The sequence below is a fragment of the Rhodothermus marinus genome (genome assembly GCF_009936275.1).
GTDB classification, from domain to species: domain Bacteria; phylum Bacteroidota; class Rhodothermia; order Rhodothermales; family Rhodothermaceae; genus Rhodothermus; species Rhodothermus marinus_A.
Window position 1 is genome coordinate 1560087 of sequence record NZ_AP019797.1, and the last position, 19814, is coordinate 1579900.

Genomic DNA, 19814 nt, shown 5'->3' on the forward strand with positions numbered 1-19814 from the left:
GGCGTGGGGTCAGGGGCGTTGCGGCTGCTGGTACAGTTCCAGTTCACCACGCACGCGCGCTTCGTTGCGCAGGCGTTGAACCAGACGGGCATAGATCTGTTTCCGGGCCTGAATGCGTGCCTGCTGGGCCACTTCGTCGTAGATCCAGCGCAACTCGGGGAGGGTGCCGGCCGGCAGGCGTTCGACAAGCTGGAGCACGTGGTAGTGGCCGTCGATCTCGATGATCGGGGCCACGTCGCCATCCCGCAGGCGTTGCAGCGCTTCCCGCAGGGGGGTAAGCACGGCGGCCGTGAAGAGGCGGGATTCGGGGAAATAGCGGCTGGCCAGCAGGCGTGCTTCCTCGGGGTTGTCCGCGTAGCGATCGACCAGTGCTTCCCAGAGCGAGTCCGAGACGGCCGTGGCTTCCCGGAGTGTCCGATGCACCGTCCGGGCGTCTTCTTCGCGGGTGGTATGCAGGTAGCGCACGCGCACGTAGGGCTCGCGCAGGCGCAATTGCTCCTTGTAGCGCTCGTAGTAGGCCTGGACCTCGGCCGGACCGGGCTGGCCCTCCTCGCCGGCTTCCTCTTCCTGATACAACCGTTCAAGCAGCGCGCTGATCAACACGGAGCGCTCGTTTTCTTCGAGCAGGCGCTGCACTTCCGGATCGTTCCGCAGGCCGCGGCGCAGCGCTTCCTGATAGAGGAGCTGGTTGGTGATCCACTGTTCGATCACCTGCTGACTGGCCTCGGTCGAGTCCATCTGTACGGGCAGGAGCTGCAGCGCGCGGGCCAGTTCCTCGCGGGTCAGGTAGGCCTGACCGACCCGCGCCACCACGTCGGGCGGGGGCGGTTTTTCCCGACAGCCGAGCCAGCTCAGCAGGGCCAGGGCAAGCAGCAGACGTTTCATTGGCCGGCGCTGGCAAGCGTCCGACGTTCGGCCGCAAAGGCCTGGCGCAGACGTTCCGGAAAGATCCGGGCTCCGTAACGCGCGCGCAGCTCCTGATCCAGTCGGGCTTCCAATTCCTTCTGATAGGCGCTGAGCACATCGGCGCGCGCTTCGCGGAAGGTCTTGGGCCGCGGCGGTTCAACCCCGTCGTTGTAGAGCAGCACGTGCCCGTTCCAGTAGCGGAACGGTTCGGTGTAGCGGCCGGCTTCCAGACGCAGCGCCCGGTCGTAAAAGGAGCCCGTGGGTTTTTCGATGTAGACGGTATCGACCGTGATGCCGGCGCTGCTGTCGGCCGTCAGTTCGGCGATCAGTCGGGCTACCGGCACGCCGCGCTTCAGGGGTTCGTAGACCCGCTGCTCCAGTACCGAATCGCGTTGCGTGCGGAAGCTGAGCACGCGCGTGCGTTCCGGAAAAACGAATTCGCCGGCATGCGCTTCGTAGTAGGCGCGGAGTCCGGCCGTGTCGCGTTCGGCCACTTTCCAGACAGCCTCTTCCAGCAGCTTGAAGGCCAGCAGCCCGTCGATGAAGTCCTGCATGGTGCGTTGAAATTCCGGATCCTGTTCGGCCCGACGCAGCGCCTCGTAGCTGAGGACCCGGTCGTCAAGGAAGCGGTCGGCCGCCCGCAGCAGGCGCTCCTGCGCGATGGTGTCGCGGCGCGAGGTGCGGCGCAAGAGGTTCTGCTGGTTGATGTAGTCGATCAGCTCGGCCAGCGTGTAGGAGGAATCTTCAACAGAGGCAAACGGCTGGCTCAGGTCGAGTGCACCCAGCTCGCGGCGGTGTATCCGCAGTGCCAGCGTGTCGGGATGCGTGGCCACTTGCAGCAGGGTAAAGAGCCGCGCCGTGTCGAGCCGGACGCTCAGCCGGCGGCGAAGCTGCTCGACAAATCGATTGCGGGCCTCCTGCAGTCGTCCCAGCCGGTCGGCCACGGTCAACAGCGTATCGTAGGCCGCCTCGAAGGTGGGCGGAATGGGACGACGATCCTTGAGCTGGAAGATGTGCAGCCCGAATGGGGTGGTGACGATGTGCGACACGGCGCCGATTTCTTTCAGGGCAAAGAGCGTGTCGCGCACCATGACCGGCATCGGTTGCGCAAAGCTCAGATAGCCCAGATCGCCGCCATAGCTTTTCGTGCGCCAGTCTTCGGAATACTGGCGGGCCAGCTCGGCAAAGTCGGCCTTGCCGCTCAGGACGAGCTGGCGCAGGCTGTCGAGCGTGTGGCGCACGCGTGCCGAGTCTTCGGGCGTGGGGTCAGGCGTGATCATGATGTGCGCGGCGCGCACGTCGTAGGGGGCCGGCTTCCGGTCGTGTACCTTCAGTACGTGGTAGCCATAGCGCGTTCGGAAGATGGGCGACAGTTCACCGACAGGGGTGTTGAAGGCGTAGGTCTCCATGGGCTCGATCGTCTGGCCCATTTTGATCCAGCCGATGTGCCCCCAGCCGCCTCGGGTAGTGCGGGGCGATCTGGCCGACGGGTCGTCCGAGTGCCGGAAGGCGATCTCGTTGAAATCGGCGCCCTGGCGGACCGAGTCGATCAGCGCCTGCAGGCGCCGGTAGGCGGCCAGGGTGTCTTCGGGGGAGGCGTCGGGCGGAACGCGTACGAAGATGTGGCTGATGTCCACCATATCGGGCATGCGCTTGTAAAGCGTGCGCAGCAGGGGCTCGATGACCTCCTGACGCATCAGGTAGTTGCGGGCCAGTTCGATCCGATAGGCCGACGCTTCGGCTACGATGGCCGAGTCCCGATCGTAGCCCCGGGCCCGGGCCTCCTGCACGCGCAGCCGGTAGTTCACGTAGCGCTCGAGGAAATCCTGATAGGCCTGCAGCGAATCGTCGGCCGCTTCCAGGCGGTTGCCTACCGAGCGGGCATACTGGTTTTCAAACGTGGCCAGATCGATCACTTCCGAGCCGGCTACGGCTACGACTTCCGGATCGTCGGCCGGATTTGTCTGAAGCGTGCGGCAACCCGCCGCCAGAATCAGCCAGCTTCCAAGGAGCAAGCAGACCGTACGCATGGCCTGTTTCCAACCGGACAACTTCACGTGTGACATGAGCTTTCCACTTGCGTAAAACGTCAGGCGTTCAAACTTAGGGCATGAACGCTCGCCGCGCAATGCCGAATTGCCGGACGTTTGCGTAATTTTCCCACGGAGCCTTCCGGCAAAGCGTTATCTTATCGAGCAATTGCACCGCCAGAAAAAACGAACCGCAGCGCAGCTTTCGTATGGAGACGCAGACGCATAAGATAGAAGGACCGGTACGCGTACGCTTCGCGCCGAGCCCGACGGGCTTTCTGCACATCGGCGGGTTGCGGACGGCGCTCTACAACTTTCTGTTTGCTCGCAAGCATGGCGGCCAGTTCATCCTTCGCATCGAAGATACCGACCAGGAGCGTTACGTCCCCGGCGCCGAGGAGGACATCATCGAGTCGTTGCGCTGGGCCGGGCTGAGCTACGACGAAGGGCCGGACGTGGGCGGTCCCTGTGGGCCATACCGCCAGTCGGAGCGCAAGGAGCTGTATCTGCAGTACGCGAAGCAGCTCGTCGAGGCCGGGCACGCCTACTATGCCTTCGACACACCCGAAGAACTGGAGGAGATGCGGCGGCGGCTTCAGAAAAGCGGCAATCCGTCGCCCAAGTACGACGCGATCACGCGCATGAGCATGCGCAACTCGCTCACGCTGCCCGCCGAGGAAGTCGAGCGCCTGCTGGCCGAAGGCGTGCCTTACGTGATCCGACTCAAGGTACCGCGCCGTGAGACGATTCGCTTTTATGACCTGATTCGCGGCTGGGTCTCCTTCGAAAGCTCGGAGATCGACGATCAGGTGCTGATCAAGTCCGACGGCATGCCCACCTACCACATGGCCAACGTGGTCGATGACCACCTGATGGGCATCACGCACGTGATCCGGGGCGAAGAATGGCTTTCGTCGACGCCCAAGCACGTGCTGCTGTACCGGTACCTGGGCTGGGAAATGCCGCAGATGGCGCACCTGCCGCTGATTCTCAGCCCGAAGGGCGGTAAGCTCTCCAAACGTAACGCCGAGGAGCTGGGCATTCCGGTGCTGGTGCGCCAGTACCGGGAGCTGGGCTACGAGCCGGAGGCGCTCGTGAATTACCTGGCTTTTCTGGGCTGGAATCCGGGCACCGAGCAGGAGGTCTTCACGCTGGAGGAACTGATCGAGGCGTTTTCGCTGGATCGGGTGCGGCCGGCCGCCGTGCAGTTCAGCCTCGACAAGCTGCAGTGGTATAACCAGCAGTTCATCCGGCGCATGTCGGTCGAGGAGCTGGCCCGCAAGGCCATGCCCTACCTGAAAAAGCACGGCATCGAGGCCGACGAGGCGTACGTGCAGAAGGTGGCGGCGCTGATGCAGGAGCGCATTACGTTCGTCGAAGAGCTGGCCACGTTCTGTCGGTTCTTCTACGAAGATCCCACGACGTACGAAGAGAAAGGGGTACAGAAGCGCTGGAAGGAGAACTCGGCCGAATTGGTGCGGGCCTATGCCGATCGGCTGGAGCAGCTGGAGGAGTTCACGGCCGAGACGGCCGAGCAGGCACTCCGGGAGCTGGCCGAGGAGCGGGGCGTGAAGGCCGCCGAGATCATTCATCCGACCCGTCTGGCCATCAGCGGGCTGTCGTTCGGGCCGAGTCTGTTCGAGATGATGGAGGTCATCGGGAAGGAGGCGTGTGTGCGACGGCTCCGTCGGGCTGCCGAGGTGCTGGGCTGAAGCGCGGGTCGCCCTGAAGCCGACGGTAGTGCCGCACCAGGTCGAACACGGCAATCCCGTAGGCCACGGCCACGTTGAGCGACTGCTTGCTTCCGAACTGGGGAATCTCGAGCGCCAGGTCGGCCCGTTCGATCAGCGCCGGTTGCACGCCGTAAAGTTCATGGCCGACGATGAGCGCCAGCGGGAAGATGTCGTCCGGCAACTGGTGCGTGTAGGTGGGCGTGTCGGTCAGTTCGAGCGCGGCGATCGTATAGCCGGCCTTGCGGAGCGACTCGACCAGCGGCACGGGATCGCGCACGTACTCCCAGGGTACGGTTTCCTCGGCGCCCAGCGCCGTCTTGTGGAGCTGGCGATGTTCGGGGGTGCCTGTGATCCCGGTCAGGTAGAGCTTCTCGATGCGGGCGGCATCGGAGGTGCGGAAGATGGAACCGACGTTATAAATCGAACGAATGTTGTCCAGCACCACCACGATCGGGTGGCGGGGCAACCGTCGCAGCGTTTCGGGATCGGGACGCGGAATTTCGTGGTGGGCCAGTTTGCGCATGGCTCGCCTTCAGGTTGCGGCGAAGAAAAATCGGACCAGACGCGGGAAGTTCCGTGATCATTGCCATTGATGGACCGGCCGGGGCCGGCAAGAGCACCACGGCGCGCCGGGTGGCCGAACGCCTGGGTTACCCGTACCTGGACACGGGCGCCATGTACCGGGCGCTGGCACTGGCGTTGCTTCGCCAGGATCCGACGCTCGATCCGGAGCGGGCGCGCGAAGCCCTGGCGCGGGTGCAGTTGCGCGTTGCCTGGGACAATGGCCGGTTGCGCGTCTTTCTGGACGGCGAGGACGTCACGGAGGCCATCCGCACGCCTGAGGTCAGCCAGGCCGCCAGTCGCATCAGTGCCTGGCCCGAGGTGCGGGCGCGCCTGCTGGAGGAGCAGCGGCGCATCGGCCGGGCGTGGGAGCGGCGGTACGGCGGCGTGGTGCTCGACGGCCGCGACATCGGCACGGTGGTCTTCCCGGAGGCCGAGGTGAAGGTGTTTCTGGTGGCCGATCCCGAAGAGCGCGCGCGTCGGCGGCAGCGCGAACTGGCCGAACGCGGCCAGGAGGTGCCGCTGGAACAGGTGCTGGCCGAAATCCTGCAACGCGACGCGCAGGACCAGCAGCGGGCCGTGGCGCCGTTGCGCAAGGCCGACGACGCCGTCGAACTCGACACGACTTCGCTGAGTATTGACGAACAGGTGCAGCGCGTGTATGAGCTGGTGCGGGAACGCCAGCGTCGTTTGCACGTTTAGCGGCACGCTTGAGGCGGAAACCGGAGCGCGGGCCTCCGGTTTTGCGTTCTGAATGCCCGCGTGTTCGTAACATGTTGAACCCTTAAACCCGGCCCGTCCGGTGTGGCCGGAGAAGCCCGGACGGGTACACCAAACGAGGAACGGAAGGCGAGGCTCGCTTCTCCTGAAGTGCCCGGGTCTTGCCTTCGGAAGAAAAAGTCTATGGCAGACGAACAGAAGCAGGAACAGGCAACCCAGGTCTCTGAAATGCCAGAGACGCCCGAAAAACCGCAGGAGGAAGCACCGCAGCCTGAAGCAGAAACGGCTACGACACCCGAAGCGGCCCAGCCTGAGACCGCCGAAACACCGGCGGCCGAATCGGAACCTGAGGCTACGGAGACTCCGGTAGCCGAGGCCGAAGCGGCTCCGGAGACCCCCGAGCCCGAAGCCGAGCCGGAGCCGGTGGCCGAAGCGCCGGCGCAGAATTCGCGTCCGGTCCTGGGCTTCAAGGGCGAGATTACCGGTCCGGTCGTGAAGCTGGAAGACCTTGAGAAGCAGCAGGAAACGCGCGAGATCGATCCCTTCCACGAGCAACTGCTCCGGCAGATCGAGGAGAGCTTCACGACCGTTCACGAGGGCGAGATCGTCAAAGGCCGCATCCTGTCCGTCGGCGAGAAGGAAGTCATCATCGACATCGGTTTCAAGAGCACCGGCATCGTCTCGCGCAACGAGTTTGGCGACGCGGAGATCAAGCCGGGCGACGAGGTGGAGGTCTTCGTCGAAAGGCTGGAGGACGCACAGGGCCAGCTCGTGCTGTCGAAGCTCAAGGCCGATCGCGTCCGGCGCTGGGAGCGCGTCGAGGATGCCTACTACAACGAGAAGGTCATCGAGGGTACGATCGTGCGCCGCGTCAAGGGCGGCATGATCGCCGAGATCTTCGATGGCCTGGAAGCCTTCCTGCCGGGTTCTCAGATCGACGTGCGGCCCGTGCGCGACTTCGACGCCTATATCGGCAAGCGCATGGAGTTCAAGATCGTCAAGATCAACCCGGCCAACGAAAACGTCGTCGTCTCGCACCGGGCCCTGCTCGAGAAAGAGCTCCAGAAGCAGCGCGAGGAGATTCTCTCGAAGATGGAGCCCGGCCAGGTGCTCGAAGGCACCGTCAAGAACATCACGGACTTCGGCGTCTTCATCGACCTGGGCGGCGTCGACGGCCTGCTGCACATCACGGACCTCTCCTGGGGTCGCGTCTCGCACCCGTCGGAGCTGGTGCAGCTCGGCCAGAAGCTCAACGTCGTCGTCCTGGACTACGACAAGGAGCGCCAGCGTATTTCGCTGGGTCTGAAACAGCTCCAGCCTCATCCCTGGGAGAACATCGACGAGAAGTACAAGGAAGGCGACGTGGTCGAGGGCAAGGTGGTCTCCATCACGGACTACGGCGCCTTCGTCGAGCTGGAGAAGGGCATCGAGGGGCTGGTGCACATCTCCGAGATGAGCTGGACCGACCACATCAAGCATCCGAGCCAGAAGGTCTCGCTTGGCCAGCTCGTCAAGGTGAAAATTCTGAACATCGACCGCGAGGGCCGGAAGATCTCGCTCGGCATGAAGCAGCTGGAGCCCAACCCGTGGGAGGGGCTCTCCAAGCGCTACCCGCCGGGCACGGTGCTGCGCGGCAAGGTCCGCAAGATCACCAACTTCGGCGTCTTCGTCGAGATCGAGCCGGGCATCGACGGGCTCGTCCACATCAGCGACCTGTCGTGGACGCGCCGCATCCAGCATCCGAGTGAAGTGGTCAAGGAAGGGGAGGAACTGGATGTCGTGGTGCTGGAGGTCGATGAGGAAAACCGGCGCATCTCGCTGGGCCACAAGCAGGTCCAGACGAACCCGTGGAACGACTTCGCCACGGTTTATGCGGAAGGCACCGACCATAAGGCCAAAGTGGTGCGGATTGAAGATAATGGCCTGGTGGTCGAGCTTCCGCTGGGCGTCGAGGCCTTCGTGCCGGCCGGCGAGCTCAAGCACAGCAAGAACTTCCAGGAGTTCTACCACGTGGGGGACGAGCTGGAGCTGCGCGTGATTCGCTTCAGCGCCGCCGACCGGGAGATCGTCATGAGCGAGGTGGCCAAGGAGCGGGCCGAAGAGGAGGCGCAGCGGGCCGAGGAAGAGCGGCGCCGTCGCGAAGAGCGCAAGCAGCAGGAAAAGGCCGTCAAGGAGTACCAGCGCAAGGCGGTCACCGGACCCACCACGCTGGGTGAGCTCAGCGGTCTGGAGGACCTGAAGGCGCAGCTCGAAGCGGCCGAGAAGGCGGCGCAGGAGGCCGAGCAGGAAGCGAAGGCCGAGACGGAAGAAGCCGCTGAGCAGCCGGCGGCCGAGGCGCAGACGCCCGAGGCTGAAGCCGAGGAAAAGCCTTCGGACGAGGCCTCCGAAGACAAGAAGGACTGACGCCTGAAACCAACCGGTAAATAAATCGACAGGGCGGCAACCTGCAGGTTGTCGCCCTGTTTTATTTTCGCGGGATCAATTTCGCAAAAAGCCATGGAACCGGAAAAGAAGCCGGACACGCTCTCGGCAGAAGCCGCCGACGAGGCGGCCGAAAAGGTGGCGGCGGAGGCGCCCGTGTACCGGGACGCCACGCATCGTTTCCCCGACTGGAAAGCCGTCAGCGCCAAACAGCTCGAGCTGGATCGGGCGCTGCTGAGCCGTACCGAGGGGCGGGTGCACACGTTGCTCTCGCACCTGCTGGTCGATCGGACGCTGCACCACTACCTGAGCTATGCCAATGCGGTGTCGGTGCGGCGGCTGGGCTACAACGACCACGGACCGGTCCACGCGCGCATCGTCACGTACAACGCGCTGAAAATTCTGCGTCTGTTGCACGAAAGCGGCATTCGTCCCTCCATCGAAGAAGAGGAAGTGGGCACCTACGAGGACGCCCAGGTGGCCGTGGCGCTGGCCGCCTTTCTGCACGATGCCGGAATGGGCATCACGCGCGAGGGGCACGAGCAGTGGGCGCTGACGCTGGTCGATCCGTTCATCCAGCACTACCTGTCGCTGGTCTATGCCGAAGGCGATCCCATGATCGCCGTGCTGCGGGCGCTGGTGCACGAATGCATCGTGGGACACATGGGCAACGTCCGCATTCACAGCGTCGAGGCCGGGGTGGTACTGGTGGCCGACGGGACCGACATGGCGCACGGTCGCTCGCGCATCCCGCGCATGATCAACCGCGATCCCATGATCGGCGACATCCACCGCTACTCGGCCAGCGCCATCACACGCGTGCACATCGGTCCGGGCGAGCGCAAGCCCGTCCGCATCGCCGCCTATATGGAGCATGTGACCGGCCTGTTTCAGGTCGAAGAGGTGCTCATGCACAAGGTGAAGGCCTCGCCCATCATGCAGCACCTGGAGGTCTGCGCCTACGTGGGCAACGATCCGCCGCGCTTTTATCTGCGCTGACGACTTGAGCAAACGGCCGACTCCTGCTATCTTCCAGCGTTTTCCTTCCGTGTAACCAGTCCACGAGCGGCCATGGAAGAATCGGTAAAGATCCTGCTACCGGAGTCGGAGTTGCCCACCCACTGGTACAACCTGAACGCCGATCTGGGTGCACTGGGGGTTGAGTTACCGCCCGTGCTGCATCCCGGTACGAAGCAGCCGGTGGGACCGGCCGATCTGGCGCCGCTGTTTCCCGAAGCGCTCATTGCCCAGGAGGTGAGCACCGAGCGCTACATCGAAATTCCCGAACCCGTGCGCGACGTTTACCGGCTCTGGCGACCCACGCCGCTCTTTCGCGCCCGCCGCTGGGAAAAGGCGCTCGACACACCCGCCCGCATTTACTACAAATACGAGGGCGTGAGCCCCACGGGCAGCCACAAGCCCAACACGGCCGTTCCGCAGGCCTACTACAACGCGCAGGAGGGCGTGCGGCGCATCACGACGGAGACCGGCGCCGGGCAGTGGGGAAGCGCGCTGAGTTTTGCCTGTCAGGTGTTCGGGCTGGAGTGCAAGGTGTACATGGTGCGCGTGAGCTACGAGCAGAAGCCTTACCGGCGTGTGCTCATGCAGGCCTGGGGCGCGACGGTGGTGCCGAGCCCGAGCGCCGAGACGGAAGCCGGCCGTCGCGTGCTGGCCGAAGACCCCGACAGTACGGGCAGTCTGGGCATTGCCATCAGCGAGGCCGTCGAGGAAGCGGCCACGCGCGCCGATACGAAGTACGCGCTGGGCAGTGTGCTCAACCACGTGCTGCTGCACCAGACGGTCATCGGGCAGGAAGTGATCCGTCAGCTCGAGCTGGCCGGCGCCGACTGGCCCGACGTGATTGTCGGTTGCGTGGGCGGCGGCAGCAACTTCGCGGGATTTGCCTTTCCGTTCCTGGCCGAGCGCGTGCGCTCCGGCCGCACGACGCGCATCGTGGCTGTCGAACCGACGGCCGCACCGTCGCTGACGCGGGGCGTCTATGCCTACGACTTCGGCGACACGGCCCGTCTGACGCCGCTCGTGAAGATGTACACGCTGGGGCACGACTTCATCCCGGCGCCCATCCATGCGGGTGGTTTGCGCTACCACGGGATGAGTCCGCAGGTGAGTGCGCTCTATGCGGCCGGGTTGATCGAAGCGCGGAGCGTGCCCCAGAACCCGATGTTTGCGGCGGCGCTGAGCTTTGCCCGCAGCGAAGGGATCGTGCCGGCGCCGGAAGCCGGGCACGCCGTCTGGGGGGCCATGCAGGAGGCCCTGGCGGCCCGCGAAGCCGGAGAGGCACGCACGATCGTGTTCAACCTGTGCGGCCACGGACACTTCGATCTGAGCGCCTACGAGGCCTATCTGGCCGGCAAGCTCGAAGACTACGAGTACCCGGAAGAGGCCGTCCGCAAGAGCCTGGAGGCACTGCCGCAGATCGACTGAGCGCAGGCACGACACACCATGGAAGCGATAATCGAAGCCCTGGACGGACACCCCGTCTGGCTGGGGCTGGTGGGCGGACTGGTCATCGCGGCGCTGAACATGGGCGGGGCCTTCGTGCTGTTGCTCTGGCCCCGCCCGTCGCCGCGCTTTCTGGACGCCGCGCTGGGCTTTGCGGCCGGCGTGATGCTGACGGCCAGCTTCACCAGCCTGATCCTGCCGGGCATCGAGTATGGCGGACTGCTGCCGGTGCTGGGCGGTCTGGCCCTGGGGGCGCTGGTAATGGACGCCGGCGATCGCTGGCTGCCCCACGAGCACTTCGTCAAAGGCCACGAAGGCCCCGACGTACAGCGCATCCGTCGCGTGTGGCTCTTCATCATCGCCATCACGCTGCACAACATGCCCGAAGGGCTGGCCGTGGGCGTCAGCTTCGGCAGCGGTCACTACCGGGAGGCCATCCAGCTCATGCTGGCCATCGGCATCCAGAACATCCCCGAAGGACTGTCTGTGGCGGTTTCTTCGCTCAGTGCCGGTCTGGGCGCCCGCTTCTACGCCAGCATGGTCGGCGTGCGCTCGGGACTGGTGGAGATTCCGGCCGCCGTGCTGGGGGCCGCGCTCGTGCACTACGTGGCCGTGCTGCTGCCCTGGGCCATGGGCTTTGCCGCCGGGGCCATGCTCTACGTGATCAGCCACGAGATCCTGCCCGAAACGCACCGCATGGGCCACGAGCGCCTGGCCACGCTGGGCACCATGCTGGGCGTGATCGTCATGCTCACGCTCGACGTGGCGCTGGGCTGAAACGAAAAACGCCGGACCTGAAGCTCCGGCGTTTTTCTCTGTTGAGCCTGTCTTGAGGCTCGCGTATTACTCCACAGTGATTTTCCGCGGCTGGTGGGCAGCCAGCTTCGGAATGCGGATGGTCAGTACGCCGTCGCGCATTTCCGCCTTGATGCCGGCCGGATCGATCGTCTGCGGGAGCGTGAAGCTCCGGAAGAACCGTCCGTGCGGCCGCTCCACATGCCGCACCGTCTCCTGTCCGCCTTCGTACTCGGCCGTCCGTTCACCCGAGACGGTCAGTACACCCTCGTTGAACTGAATATCCAGGCTTTCCTTGGCCACGCCCGGCAGATCCATGCGGATCAGGTAGGCTTCGGCCGTCTCCGACAGATCCGCACGGGGCGTCCAGGTAGCCGGCGCTTCGGTGGTCGCCTCAGCACCCCGCAGGAATTCGTCAAACAGCCGGTTCATCTCACGTTGCAGGGTTGTGAAACCGGGGAAATAAATGCGGTCGGCCATGGCTTTTTTCGGTTGGTTTGTTTGAACTTTACCCTTGAAGCGACAGGCTGTCGCGCCTGCCTGCAGTCAAAAGCTTTCGGGAAAACCATGCCGGATGCCAGAATGGAAGGATTTTGCTCCGAATGCTGTCGTTTCTGGCAGATCGGCCTGTAGCTTGCGCATGGCAGGCGGCGGTCTGTATGCCTGCCACTTCGGCAGGCGTCACGGCAACCACCAACCCAAACCGGAGGAGGCACTATGGCGGTAACGAAACAGCTTCCGCGCGAGCAGTGGAAGGAATACTTCGACAATTTCACGAAGGCATTTCTGGAAGACCTGAACCCTGAGGATGCCGTCGTGGAGATCGTAGACCCCAAGCTGGGGGATCAGTTCGAAGCGGACTACGCCCGTGTGATCGGGGTTAGCTACGATCCGAAGGATAACGTCTTCGAGGTGGCGCTGGAAGGGGTGGATCATCTCATCTATCACCCCAAAGAGATCTGGGTGGTGGAGGAGGACAACGGGTTTGTGAGTACGATCGAAGTCGTGCGCGAGGACGACACGAAAGAGATCATCCGGCTGCAGAGCGTGGGGCTGCAGCGGGCGCAGCAATAATTGCACAGTAGGAGGCTTCTATTCAGTAATGCGCCAGCTCTGGCGCATAAAGGGAGGGTTTGTTATGTTCAACCAATCGGAGAACGTGCTATGGCAGGACTGATGGCGGTTTCCAAGTTCGAGCGGCTGTTTCGCATGGCCGCCGGACTGGATGTCGATAAAGAGGACCTCAAACGTCTGAGCGACTTTGTTCGTCAGAAGATTTACGACCTGTTGCTGGCGGCGCAGGCCACGGCCGAAGCGAACGGACGCGACATCATTGAAGTGCATGATCTGCCCATCACGAACGGCCTGCGCGAAAGCATTCGCGCCTTCGAGGCGCTCGACACCGAGCTGGAACTGGAACCCATCCTGGAACACCTGGCCGCACTGCCGCCGCTTCGGCTGGGCTACAGCTACGAGGTGGAAGCCGAGCTTCCCCGACTCGTCGGCGCGCTGACGGTGGCGCTGGCGCGGACGTTCAAGATTCTGGATCCGGAAGTCAAGAACCCGCAACCTCTGCACTGGGAGCGGGCCATGGAGATCTTCAACCTGCTGCTGTAACCATCCTGTGCAGGATCATGAACGATCTGTTTTTCTTGTTTCTCATTCTGATGAGCCTGACGCCCGCGCTGCGCCAGCAGATTCTGGAAGCGCGCCGGGCGCAGATCATGCGGCGGCTGGAGCAGAAGCGGGGTTCGCGGGTGATCTCGCTGATCCACCGGCAGGAGACCGTCTCGCTGCTGGGGATCGGCATTCACCGCTACATCTCCATCGAAGATGCCGAGGAGGTGTTGCGGGCCATTCGCCTGACGGACCCCGCCTGCCCCATTGATATGATCGTGCATACACCGGGTGGGCTGGTGCTGGCGGCCGAGCAGATCGCCTGGGCGCTGGCACAGCATCCGGCCAAGGTGACGGTCTTTGTGCCGCACTATGCGATGAGCGGCGGCACGCTGCTGGCGCTGGCGGCCGACGAGATCGTGATGGATCCGTTTGCCGTGCTCGGACCGGTCGATCCGCAGATCGGCCAGTATGCGGCCGCGTCCATTCTGGCCGCCGTGCGCCGCAAGGGCTCCGCTCAGGTCAGCGACGAGACGCTGATTCTGGCCGACGTGGCCGAAAAAGCGCTCGGGCAGGTCGAGCACAGCGTGCGGCAGCTGCTCGAACGCAAGATGCCGGCCGCGCAGGCTGCCCGTGTGGCCCGGCTGCTGACCAGCGGGGTGTGGACGCACGATCATCCGCTCCGGGTCGAAGACGTGCGGGCGCTCGGCCTGCCGGTCTCGACCGACATGCCGCCGGAGATCTACTCGCTCATGGCGCTCTATCCGCAGCCTACCCGTATGCGGCCGTCCGTGGAGTACGTGCCGCTTCCGTATCGCTCCGACAGACCAGCCGGAAAAGGACAGGCATGATTCCCATTGGCGACGACGTGCCCGAGCGGCACTACCCGTTCGTGACCTACACGCTGATCGGGTTGAACGTCTTCTTTTTCTTCGTGGAGCTGCTTCAGGGGCCGCGCCTGGAGGCCTTCCTGTATCGCTGGGGCACCGTACCGGCCTGGATCATGAACTGGCAGGAGCAGCCCGAAGTGCTCCTGACGCTCTTCACGTCCATGTTCCTGCACGGCGGCTTTGCCCACCTGATCGGCAACATGATCTACCTGAACGTCTACGGCAAATCGCTGGAGGGGACGATCGGCTCCGGGCGCTTTCTGGTGTTCTACCTGCTCAGCGGCCTGGCCGGAGGCATTGCGCACGTGCTCATGAATCCCACGAGCACGGTGCCGGCTATCGGCGCCAGCGGGGCCATCTCGGGCGTGCTGGGCGCTTACCTGGTGCTGTTTCCGCGGGCGACGGTCTTTCTGGTGGTCCCGCTGCTGTTCTTTTTCCCGATCGTGGCGCTTCCGGCCGTTTTCGTACTGACCTGGTGGTTTGCGCTGCAGATCGTGGGCGGACTCACCTCGGCGGCCTTCACACAGGTGGGCGGTGGTGTGGCCTACTGGGCCCATATCGGCGGCTTCGTGGCCGGGCTGCTGCTCATCGGCCTGTTCTATTCACGGAAGCAACGGCAGCCCTTCCGCTACTATGGCGTGCCGGATCGGCGCTACTGGGCCTACCGGGAAGGCTGAGCGGGCGGCTCCACCTTTTCCAGTTCGGCTGTCTCTTCTTCGGAGAAGCCGAGCTGCCGCGCGTGGTGTGCGCTGAGCGGGGTGCGGAACAGCGAACTGCAGGCCACGAACGCCTGGGCCGGGCCGACCAGCACCAGCCGGTCGCCGGGCCGTACCCGGAAGTCGCCGCCCGGGCTGGGAATGAGGCGGCCGTCGCGGTAGGCGGCCAGCACGGTGATACCGTAGCGCGGGCGCAGCGCCAGCTCGGAGAGCGTGCGCCCGACGGCCGGCGCGCTGGCATGTACGGTCACTTCGCGCGTGTGCAACTGGTCCTGCGTCAGCGCCGAAAGCACGTGCTTGACCTGCTCCGGGTGGCGGAAGGCCTGATAGTTTTCGGCTCGGAGCGCCTGGATCTCGGCGGCCACCTCCTCGGCCGAGAGACCGTAGGCGTCGAGCACGTGCGAGAAAAGTCGCAGTGGGGTTTCCAGTTCTTCAGGCACGACCAGATCGGCGCCGGCCTCGCGCAGCGCATCGACGTCGCGGAGCAGGCCGGCGCGGGCAATGATGCGCAGCGTGGGGTTCAGATAGTGGGCCAGGCGCACCAGACGCTCGGCCGCCGTACGATCGTCGATGAGGACCACGAGCGCCTTGGCCCGGCGGATGCCGGCGGCTTCCAGAATGGCGCGGCGGCTGGCATCGCCCAGCAGCGTGGGCAGTCCGTCCTCGCGGGCCTCCAGCACGCGGTGTGGGTCCAGATCGATGACCAGCATGGGCAGCTGCAGCGGGCGTAGCATCCAGGCCAGGTGCTGCCCGTCGCGACCGTAGCCGACCAGAATCAGGTGGTCTTCAAGTGTGGTTTCCTGACCGTTGGTAGCCAGTTCGGCCGGCAACCGGACAGGCCAGCGCGCTTCCAGCCAGCGTCCCAGCCGATGTCCGGCCGGGAGCAGCAGCGGGGTGGCCAGCATCAACAGCACCGCCGAGGCGATGAACAATGCGTCGCCGTCCGGACGTCCCAGCGGCTGCAGGCCCACTTCGCGACCCAGCCGTTCCAGCACGAAGGAAAACTCTCCGATCTGCGCCAGCCCGAGCCCGACGACGGCGGCCACACGCGGTCCGTAACCCAGCGCCAGCACGCTGCCACCCGTCACCAGCGCTTTCAGCAGGGCAATGAACAGGGCAATGCCAAGCACCAGCCCGGGATGGGCCAGCACGAAACGCACGTCCAGCAACATGCCCACCGACATGAAGAACATGGCATTGAAGACCGTGCGCAGCGGCAGGATCTCGCTGAGCGTGTGCTCGGCGTAGGGGCTCTCGCTGACGACCAGCCCGGCCAGAAAGGCACCCAGGGCCAGGCTGATGCCGAACAGCCCAGTCACGAACGCCGTCCCGAAGCAGAGCGTGACCACGGTCAGCAGAAACAGTTCGTGTCGATAGGTGCGGGCCACGTAGTCGAGCAACCGGGGAATGAGCAGGCGCGCCAGCACGAGCACCACGCCGATGATGAGCAGGGCTTTGACCAGGGTGAAGAGTACGTCCGCGGCGGAGCCGCCCGCGCCGCCCATGAGCGGCACGAGCAACACCAGCCCGACGGCGGCCAGGTCCTGAAAGATCAGGATGGCCAGGCTGGCCTGTCCGGCCGCGCTTCCGGTTTCGCCGCGCTCGGCCAGGAGGCCCATCACCAGCGCCGTGCTGCTGAGCGCCACCAGCGTGCCCGTGAAAATGGCGACAGGCCAGGTCGTCCCCAGCAGGTGCAACAGCAGGGCAACCAGCGCCGTCGTGGCGCCCATCTGTAGCAGCCCGCCGCCCAGCACCAGACGGCTCAGACGTGCCAGTTTCTCCAGACTGAATTCGACCCCGATCGAGAATAGCAGCAGAATGACGCCGATTTCGGCCATGCGGCCGATAAGCGTTTCGTTCTGTACCAGGCCGATGCCGCCGGGACCGACCAGCACGCCCGCCAGCAGAAAGCCCACCACCGGCTCCAGCCGAAGCCGATAGCAGAGGTAGGCGATGGCCGTGCCGGCCCCGAGCAGCGTCACCAGTTCGCCCAGAAAGGGCAGTTGCAGGCCTGCCGCCAGCAGCATGGAAGTAACCGGATGGTTTCCTGTCTGTAAAAACATGCCAGAAACGAAGCGTCGCGTTGCCGGTTCATGCGAAGCATGCGGCCCTGTTGTAACGAACCGGACACAACCTCATGGCAGACGAGCTTCGGGCCACGCTGGAAGTGGAAGCGCCGGTCACGGCGCCCACCGACCGTGAACTGACGGTCGAGGTGGGCTGGGTGCTGGCCGGCGCCTTCGACGAAGTCGACCGGCGCGCGCTGGCGCTGGCCCGAACGCGTCTGGCCGAGCTGCTGACGGCCTGGTTTCCCGGCTTCTGCTGGCGCTTTCCGGTGGTCTGGCGCCGAGAGCTGCGGCCTGGTTCGCCCGTCGAACCGATCGAACTGCTGGAGGCAGCCACCGACGAGCGGGACCACGGCCGCTGGGACTTCGTGCTGGTGGTGACGGCCGCCGCCCTGAAAAGCCACTACAAGCCGTTCGCGCTGGGGGCGCCTTCCTCGGCGCTTGACGCTGCCGTGATCTCGACGCAGCGCCTCGATCCGATCGTGGAGGACGAACAGGCCGAAGAAGATGAACGCATCGAAACGATCGCCCGCCGCGTGACGGCCCTGGCCGTGCACCTCCTCGGTCATCTGAACGACCTGCCCCATCAGGACGACCCCGCCGATTTTATGTACGACCTGAAAACGGCGGCCGACCTGGACCGGATGCGCTACCTGCAGGACCGGGAGCGCATGGAAGAAGCGTTGCGCGAGGTGGCTGCCGAGCGCCTGGAAGAAACGGCCACCTATCGCCGTCCCGGACTGGCACGCAGACGGGGCGCCCGCCTGGGCTTCGGGCTGCGGGTGCTCTGGCGTGAGTGGCGCAACATCTGGGAGGCCGTGCGCGACGTCGAGCCCTGGCTCTTTCCGCTGCGCTTCAGCCGCCTGACCACGGCCACCTTTTCCGCCCTGGTCTTTTTGCTCATGACGGCCGATGTCTGGGAGCTGGGCATGAGCCAGCCGCCCCTTCGCGTGGCCGCACTGGCGCTGCTGACACTGGCTGCCACGTCGCTTTATCTACTGCAGCGTCAGCATCTGCTCCGACGTCACCGCTGGGAGACGCGGTTCAGCGAGCAGCGGACCGTGGCCGGCATAGCTGCCACCGTGGCCGTCGTGCTGGGTATGGCCACGACGTTCCTGCTGATCTTCCTGGCCGTGCTGTTGATCAGCAAATTGCTTTTCTCCTTCCGGCTCATCAGCGGATGGGCTGCGCTGGAGCCCACCTGGCGGCACTACCTGACCTTCGCCGGCTTTGTGGCCACGCTGGGACTGGTGGCCGGCGCACTCGGTGCCTCCTTCGAGCAGGAGGTCTATTTCCGGCACGTGCTCCTCATCGACGAAGAAACCTGATCAGTCCTGCGCCGTGTCGATCTGGGCCCGTTGCAGGCGACCGCTGTAGTCGATGTAGACGGTCTTCGTTTCCGTGTAGAAGTCGAACACCTCCCAGCCGCCTTCGCGGTGGCCGTTCCCGGTCTGTTTGACCCCGCCAAAAGGCATATGGGCCTCTGCGCCGATCGTAGGCGCATTGACGTACACGATCCCGGCTTCCAGCTCCTGAATGGCCCGGAAGGCGCGTCCGATGTCGCGCGTGTAGATGGACGAAGAGAGCCCGTATCGCACGTTGTTGGCCACCTCGATGGCTTCTTCCAGCGAGCCCACCTTCAGCACCGAGAGCACCGGCCCGAAAATTTCCTCCTGCGCAATGCGCATCTCGGGCCGGACGTCCACAAAGATGGTGGGCTCGAAGAAAAAGCCGTCGTCAAGGCCCGGGCCGGTAGCGCGTTTGCCCCCGAGCACGAGCCGCGCCCCTTCCTTGAGGCCGATTTCGACGTAGCGCTGCACTTTTTCGAGCGCGGCCTGATTGATGAGCGGGCCCATGTCGGTCCCTTCCTCGTTGCCGTCGCCCAGGCGCAGGCGGCGGGCTTCTTCGCAGAGGCGCTCGACGACTTCGTCGTGCACGGCTTCGTGCAGAATGAGCCGACTGGTGGCCGTGCAGCGCTGTCCCGTAGTGCCGAAGGCACCCCAGAGCACGCCGTTGACAACCAGATCCAGATCGGCGTCTTCCATAACGATGAGCGGGTTTTTGCCGCCCATCTCCAGCGAACACCGCTTGTGCAACCGACCGCAGATGCCGCCGATGCGCGATCCGACTTCGGAGGAGCCAGTGAATGAGATGGCGTTGACGTCCGGATGCTCCACGAGCGCCGCGCCGGCTTCGGCGTCGCCGTGCACCAGATTGATCACGCCCGGCGGTACGCCCGCGTCGATGAGCGTCTGCACGAAAAGCATCCCGCTGTGCGGGGCGTCCTCACTCGGCTTGAAGACCACCGTGTTGCCGCAGGCCAGTGCGGGGAAGATCTTCCAGCTCGGCACGGCCACCGGGAAGTTCCAGGCCGTGATGACGCCCACCACGCCCAGCGGCTGCCGGATCGTCATGTTGAACTTATTGGGCAATTCGCTGGGCACGGTGTGGCCGAAGAGGCGGCGCGTCTCGCTGGCCGCGTAGTAGGCCGTGTCGATGGCCTCCTGCACGTCGCCGCGCGTCTCGAAAAACGGCTTGCCCATCTCGCGCGTCATGGCGCGGGCAATTTCATTCTTTCGTTCGCGCAGCAGATCGCCCGCCCGACGCAGAATCTCGCCGCGCTGGGGCGCCGGCATGCGACGCCAGGCCGGAAAAGCCGCCCGGGCAGCCGCGACGGCCCGGTCCACGTCTTCCGCAGAAGACCGGGGAAACAGACCGATCAGATCGGACCAGCGGGCCGGGTTGCGGTCCTCGAACGTGCGACCCGAGGCCGATTCGACCCACTCACCGTTGATGTAGTTGTGAAAAATCGTCGCCATGAGGAAACCTGTCGTCTGTTTGGAAGCGTTTCCGAAGGGTTCCTGCTTAAGATAGGACATCCCGGTGCCTCTTGCCA

17 protein-coding genes are annotated in these 19814 nt (G+C 64.7%); 11 read left to right on the forward strand and 6 right to left on the reverse strand.

Going from position 1 to position 19814, the window contains the following annotated elements; translation table 11 throughout:
* Positions 1-9: 9 nt before the first annotated feature.
* Both GYH26_RS06795 and GYH26_RS06800 read right to left on the reverse strand, forming a co-directional pair.
* Positions 10-885 (reverse strand): peptidyl-prolyl cis-trans isomerase, encoded by an 876-nt coding sequence (locus tag GYH26_RS06795; protein ID WP_161541003.1) that lies wholly within the window; start codon positions 883-885, stop codon positions 10-12.
* A complete protein-coding gene (locus GYH26_RS06800) occupies positions 882-2936 on the reverse strand; it encodes a peptidylprolyl isomerase (RefSeq protein ID WP_161541004.1) in 2055 nt (684 codons plus the stop codon). Before GYH26_RS06800 ends, GYH26_RS06795 begins: the two co-directional genes overlap by 4 nt.
* 209 nt (positions 2937-3145) lie before the next feature.
* Here GYH26_RS06800 and gltX point away from each other — a divergent pair, with 209 nt between their 5' ends.
* Positions 3146-4648, forward strand: coding sequence for a glutamate--tRNA ligase (gene gltX / locus GYH26_RS06805; RefSeq protein ID WP_161541005.1), 1503 nt, complete (start codon positions 3146-3148; stop codon positions 4646-4648).
* Here the strand turns inward: gltX and GYH26_RS06810 are convergent.
* Complete coding sequence (locus tag GYH26_RS06810) at positions 4590-5192, reverse strand: RNA methyltransferase (protein WP_161541006.1); 603 nt, start codon at positions 5190-5192, stop codon at positions 4590-4592. The genes gltX and GYH26_RS06810 overlap by 59 nt on opposite strands.
* Positions 5193-5245: 53 nt before the next feature.
* Here GYH26_RS06810 and cmk point away from each other — a divergent pair, with 53 nt between their 5' ends.
* From cmk to GYH26_RS06835, 5 genes are all read left to right on the forward strand, one after another.
* Positions 5246-5932 (forward strand): (d)CMP kinase, encoded by a 687-nt coding sequence (gene cmk / locus GYH26_RS06815; protein ID WP_161541007.1) that lies wholly within the window; start codon positions 5246-5248, stop codon positions 5930-5932.
* Between the two features lie 201 nt (positions 5933-6133).
* Positions 6134-8353, forward strand: a complete 2220-nt coding sequence (gene rpsA / locus GYH26_RS06820; RefSeq protein WP_161541008.1) for a 30S ribosomal protein S1 — start codon at positions 6134-6136, stop codon at positions 8351-8353.
* Positions 8354-8446: 93 nt separating this feature from the next.
* A complete protein-coding gene (locus GYH26_RS06825) occupies positions 8447-9370 on the forward strand; it encodes a phosphohydrolase (RefSeq protein ID WP_161541009.1) in 924 nt (307 codons plus the stop codon).
* Positions 9371-9442: 72 nt separating this feature from the next.
* Entirely contained in the window at positions 9443-10816 is a 1374-nt protein-coding gene (locus GYH26_RS06830; RefSeq protein WP_161541010.1) for a TrpB-like pyridoxal phosphate-dependent enzyme, read from the forward strand.
* Positions 10817-10834: 18 nt separating this feature from the next.
* Positions 10835-11611: a ZIP family metal transporter gene (locus tag GYH26_RS06835; RefSeq protein ID WP_161541011.1), complete on the forward strand. Its 777-nt coding sequence runs from the start codon at positions 10835-10837 to the stop codon at positions 11609-11611.
* Positions 11612-11677: 66 nt separating this feature from the next.
* Here GYH26_RS06835 and GYH26_RS06840 read toward each other — a convergent pair whose 3' ends face one another.
* Positions 11678-12109 (reverse strand): Hsp20/alpha crystallin family protein, encoded by a 432-nt coding sequence (locus GYH26_RS06840; protein WP_161541012.1) that lies wholly within the window; start codon positions 12107-12109, stop codon positions 11678-11680.
* A 237-nt stretch (positions 12110-12346) separates the two neighbouring features.
* Between GYH26_RS06840 and GYH26_RS06845 the strand changes: the two genes are divergently transcribed.
* The 4 genes from GYH26_RS06845 to GYH26_RS06860 all read left to right on the forward strand — a co-directional run bounded on the left by GYH26_RS06845 (position 12347) and on the right by GYH26_RS06860 (position 14813).
* Positions 12347-12703 (forward strand): DUF5335 family protein, encoded by a 357-nt coding sequence (locus GYH26_RS06845; protein WP_161541013.1) that lies wholly within the window; start codon positions 12347-12349, stop codon positions 12701-12703.
* 90 nt (positions 12704-12793) lie between these two features.
* The gene (locus GYH26_RS06850) at positions 12794-13246 is read left to right on the forward strand and encodes a DUF1931 family protein (RefSeq protein WP_161541014.1); all 453 of its coding nucleotides are present in this window, start codon (positions 12794-12796) and stop codon (positions 13244-13246) included.
* A gap of 17 nt (positions 13247-13263) precedes the next feature.
* On the forward strand, positions 13264-14097 hold the full coding sequence (locus tag GYH26_RS06855; protein ID WP_161541015.1) for an SDH family Clp fold serine proteinase: 834 nt from the start codon (positions 13264-13266) through the stop codon (positions 14095-14097).
* A complete protein-coding gene (locus GYH26_RS06860) occupies positions 14094-14813 on the forward strand; it encodes a rhomboid family intramembrane serine protease (protein ID WP_161541016.1) in 720 nt (239 codons plus the stop codon). The genes GYH26_RS06855 and GYH26_RS06860 overlap by 4 nt, the downstream gene beginning before the upstream one ends.
* Here the strand turns inward: GYH26_RS06860 and GYH26_RS06865 are convergent.
* On the reverse strand, positions 14798-16879 hold the full coding sequence (locus GYH26_RS06865) for a cation:proton antiporter (protein WP_161541017.1): 2082 nt from the start codon (positions 16877-16879) through the stop codon (positions 14798-14800). The genes GYH26_RS06860 and GYH26_RS06865 overlap by 16 nt on opposite strands.
* Positions 16880-16989: 110 nt before the next feature.
* Here GYH26_RS06865 and GYH26_RS06870 point away from each other — a divergent pair, with 110 nt between their 5' ends.
* Positions 16990-18246 carry a DUF2391 domain-containing protein gene (locus GYH26_RS06870; protein WP_161541018.1) on the forward strand — a complete coding sequence of 419 codons (1257 nt, stop codon included), beginning with the start codon at positions 16990-16992 and terminating at the stop codon, positions 18244-18246.
* On the opposite strand, the gene GYH26_RS06875 is transcribed toward GYH26_RS06870, so the two are convergent.
* Positions 18247-19737 (reverse strand): aldehyde dehydrogenase family protein, encoded by a 1491-nt coding sequence (locus GYH26_RS06875; protein ID WP_161541019.1) that lies wholly within the window; start codon positions 19735-19737, stop codon positions 18247-18249.
* Positions 19738-19814 lie beyond the last annotated feature (77 nt).

Excerpts from the sequence above, each read along its gene's own strand:
- GYH26_RS06795 (WP_161541003.1), bottom strand. The coding sequence starts at position 885 with ATGAAACGTCTGCTGCTTGCCCTGGCCCTGCTGAGCTGGCTCGGCTGT.
- GYH26_RS06800 (WP_161541004.1), bottom strand. The coding sequence starts at position 2,936 with ATGCGTACGGTCTGCTTGCTCCTTGGAAGCTGGCTGATTCTGGCGGCG.
- gltX (WP_161541005.1), top strand. The coding sequence starts at position 3,146 with ATGGAGACGCAGACGCATAAGATAGAAGGACCGGTACGCGTACGCTTC.
- GYH26_RS06810 (WP_161541006.1), bottom strand. The coding sequence starts at position 5,192 with ATGCGCAAACTGGCCCACCACGAAATTCCGCGTCCCGATCCCGAAACG.
- rpsA (WP_161541008.1), top strand. The coding sequence starts at position 6,134 with ATGGCAGACGAACAGAAGCAGGAACAGGCAACCCAGGTCTCTGAAATG.
- GYH26_RS06825 (WP_161541009.1), top strand. The coding sequence starts at position 8,447 with ATGGAACCGGAAAAGAAGCCGGACACGCTCTCGGCAGAAGCCGCCGAC.
- GYH26_RS06830 (WP_161541010.1), top strand. The coding sequence starts at position 9,443 with ATGGAAGAATCGGTAAAGATCCTGCTACCGGAGTCGGAGTTGCCCACC.
- GYH26_RS06835 (WP_161541011.1), top strand. The coding sequence starts at position 10,835 with ATGGAAGCGATAATCGAAGCCCTGGACGGACACCCCGTCTGGCTGGGG.
- GYH26_RS06840 (WP_161541012.1), bottom strand. The coding sequence starts at position 12,109 with ATGGCCGACCGCATTTATTTCCCCGGTTTCACAACCCTGCAACGTGAG.
- GYH26_RS06845 (WP_161541013.1), top strand. The coding sequence starts at position 12,347 with ATGGCGGTAACGAAACAGCTTCCGCGCGAGCAGTGGAAGGAATACTTC.
- GYH26_RS06850 (WP_161541014.1), top strand. The coding sequence starts at position 12,794 with ATGGCAGGACTGATGGCGGTTTCCAAGTTCGAGCGGCTGTTTCGCATG.
- GYH26_RS06855 (WP_161541015.1), top strand. The coding sequence starts at position 13,264 with ATGAACGATCTGTTTTTCTTGTTTCTCATTCTGATGAGCCTGACGCCC.
- GYH26_RS06860 (WP_161541016.1), top strand. The coding sequence starts at position 14,094 with ATGATTCCCATTGGCGACGACGTGCCCGAGCGGCACTACCCGTTCGTG.
- GYH26_RS06865 (WP_161541017.1), bottom strand. The coding sequence starts at position 16,879 with ATGCTGCTGGCGGCAGGCCTGCAACTGCCCTTTCTGGGCGAACTGGTG.
- GYH26_RS06870 (WP_161541018.1), top strand. The coding sequence starts at position 16,990 with ATGGCAGACGAGCTTCGGGCCACGCTGGAAGTGGAAGCGCCGGTCACG.
- GYH26_RS06875 (WP_161541019.1), bottom strand. The coding sequence starts at position 19,737 with ATGGCGACGATTTTTCACAACTACATCAACGGTGAGTGGGTCGAATCG.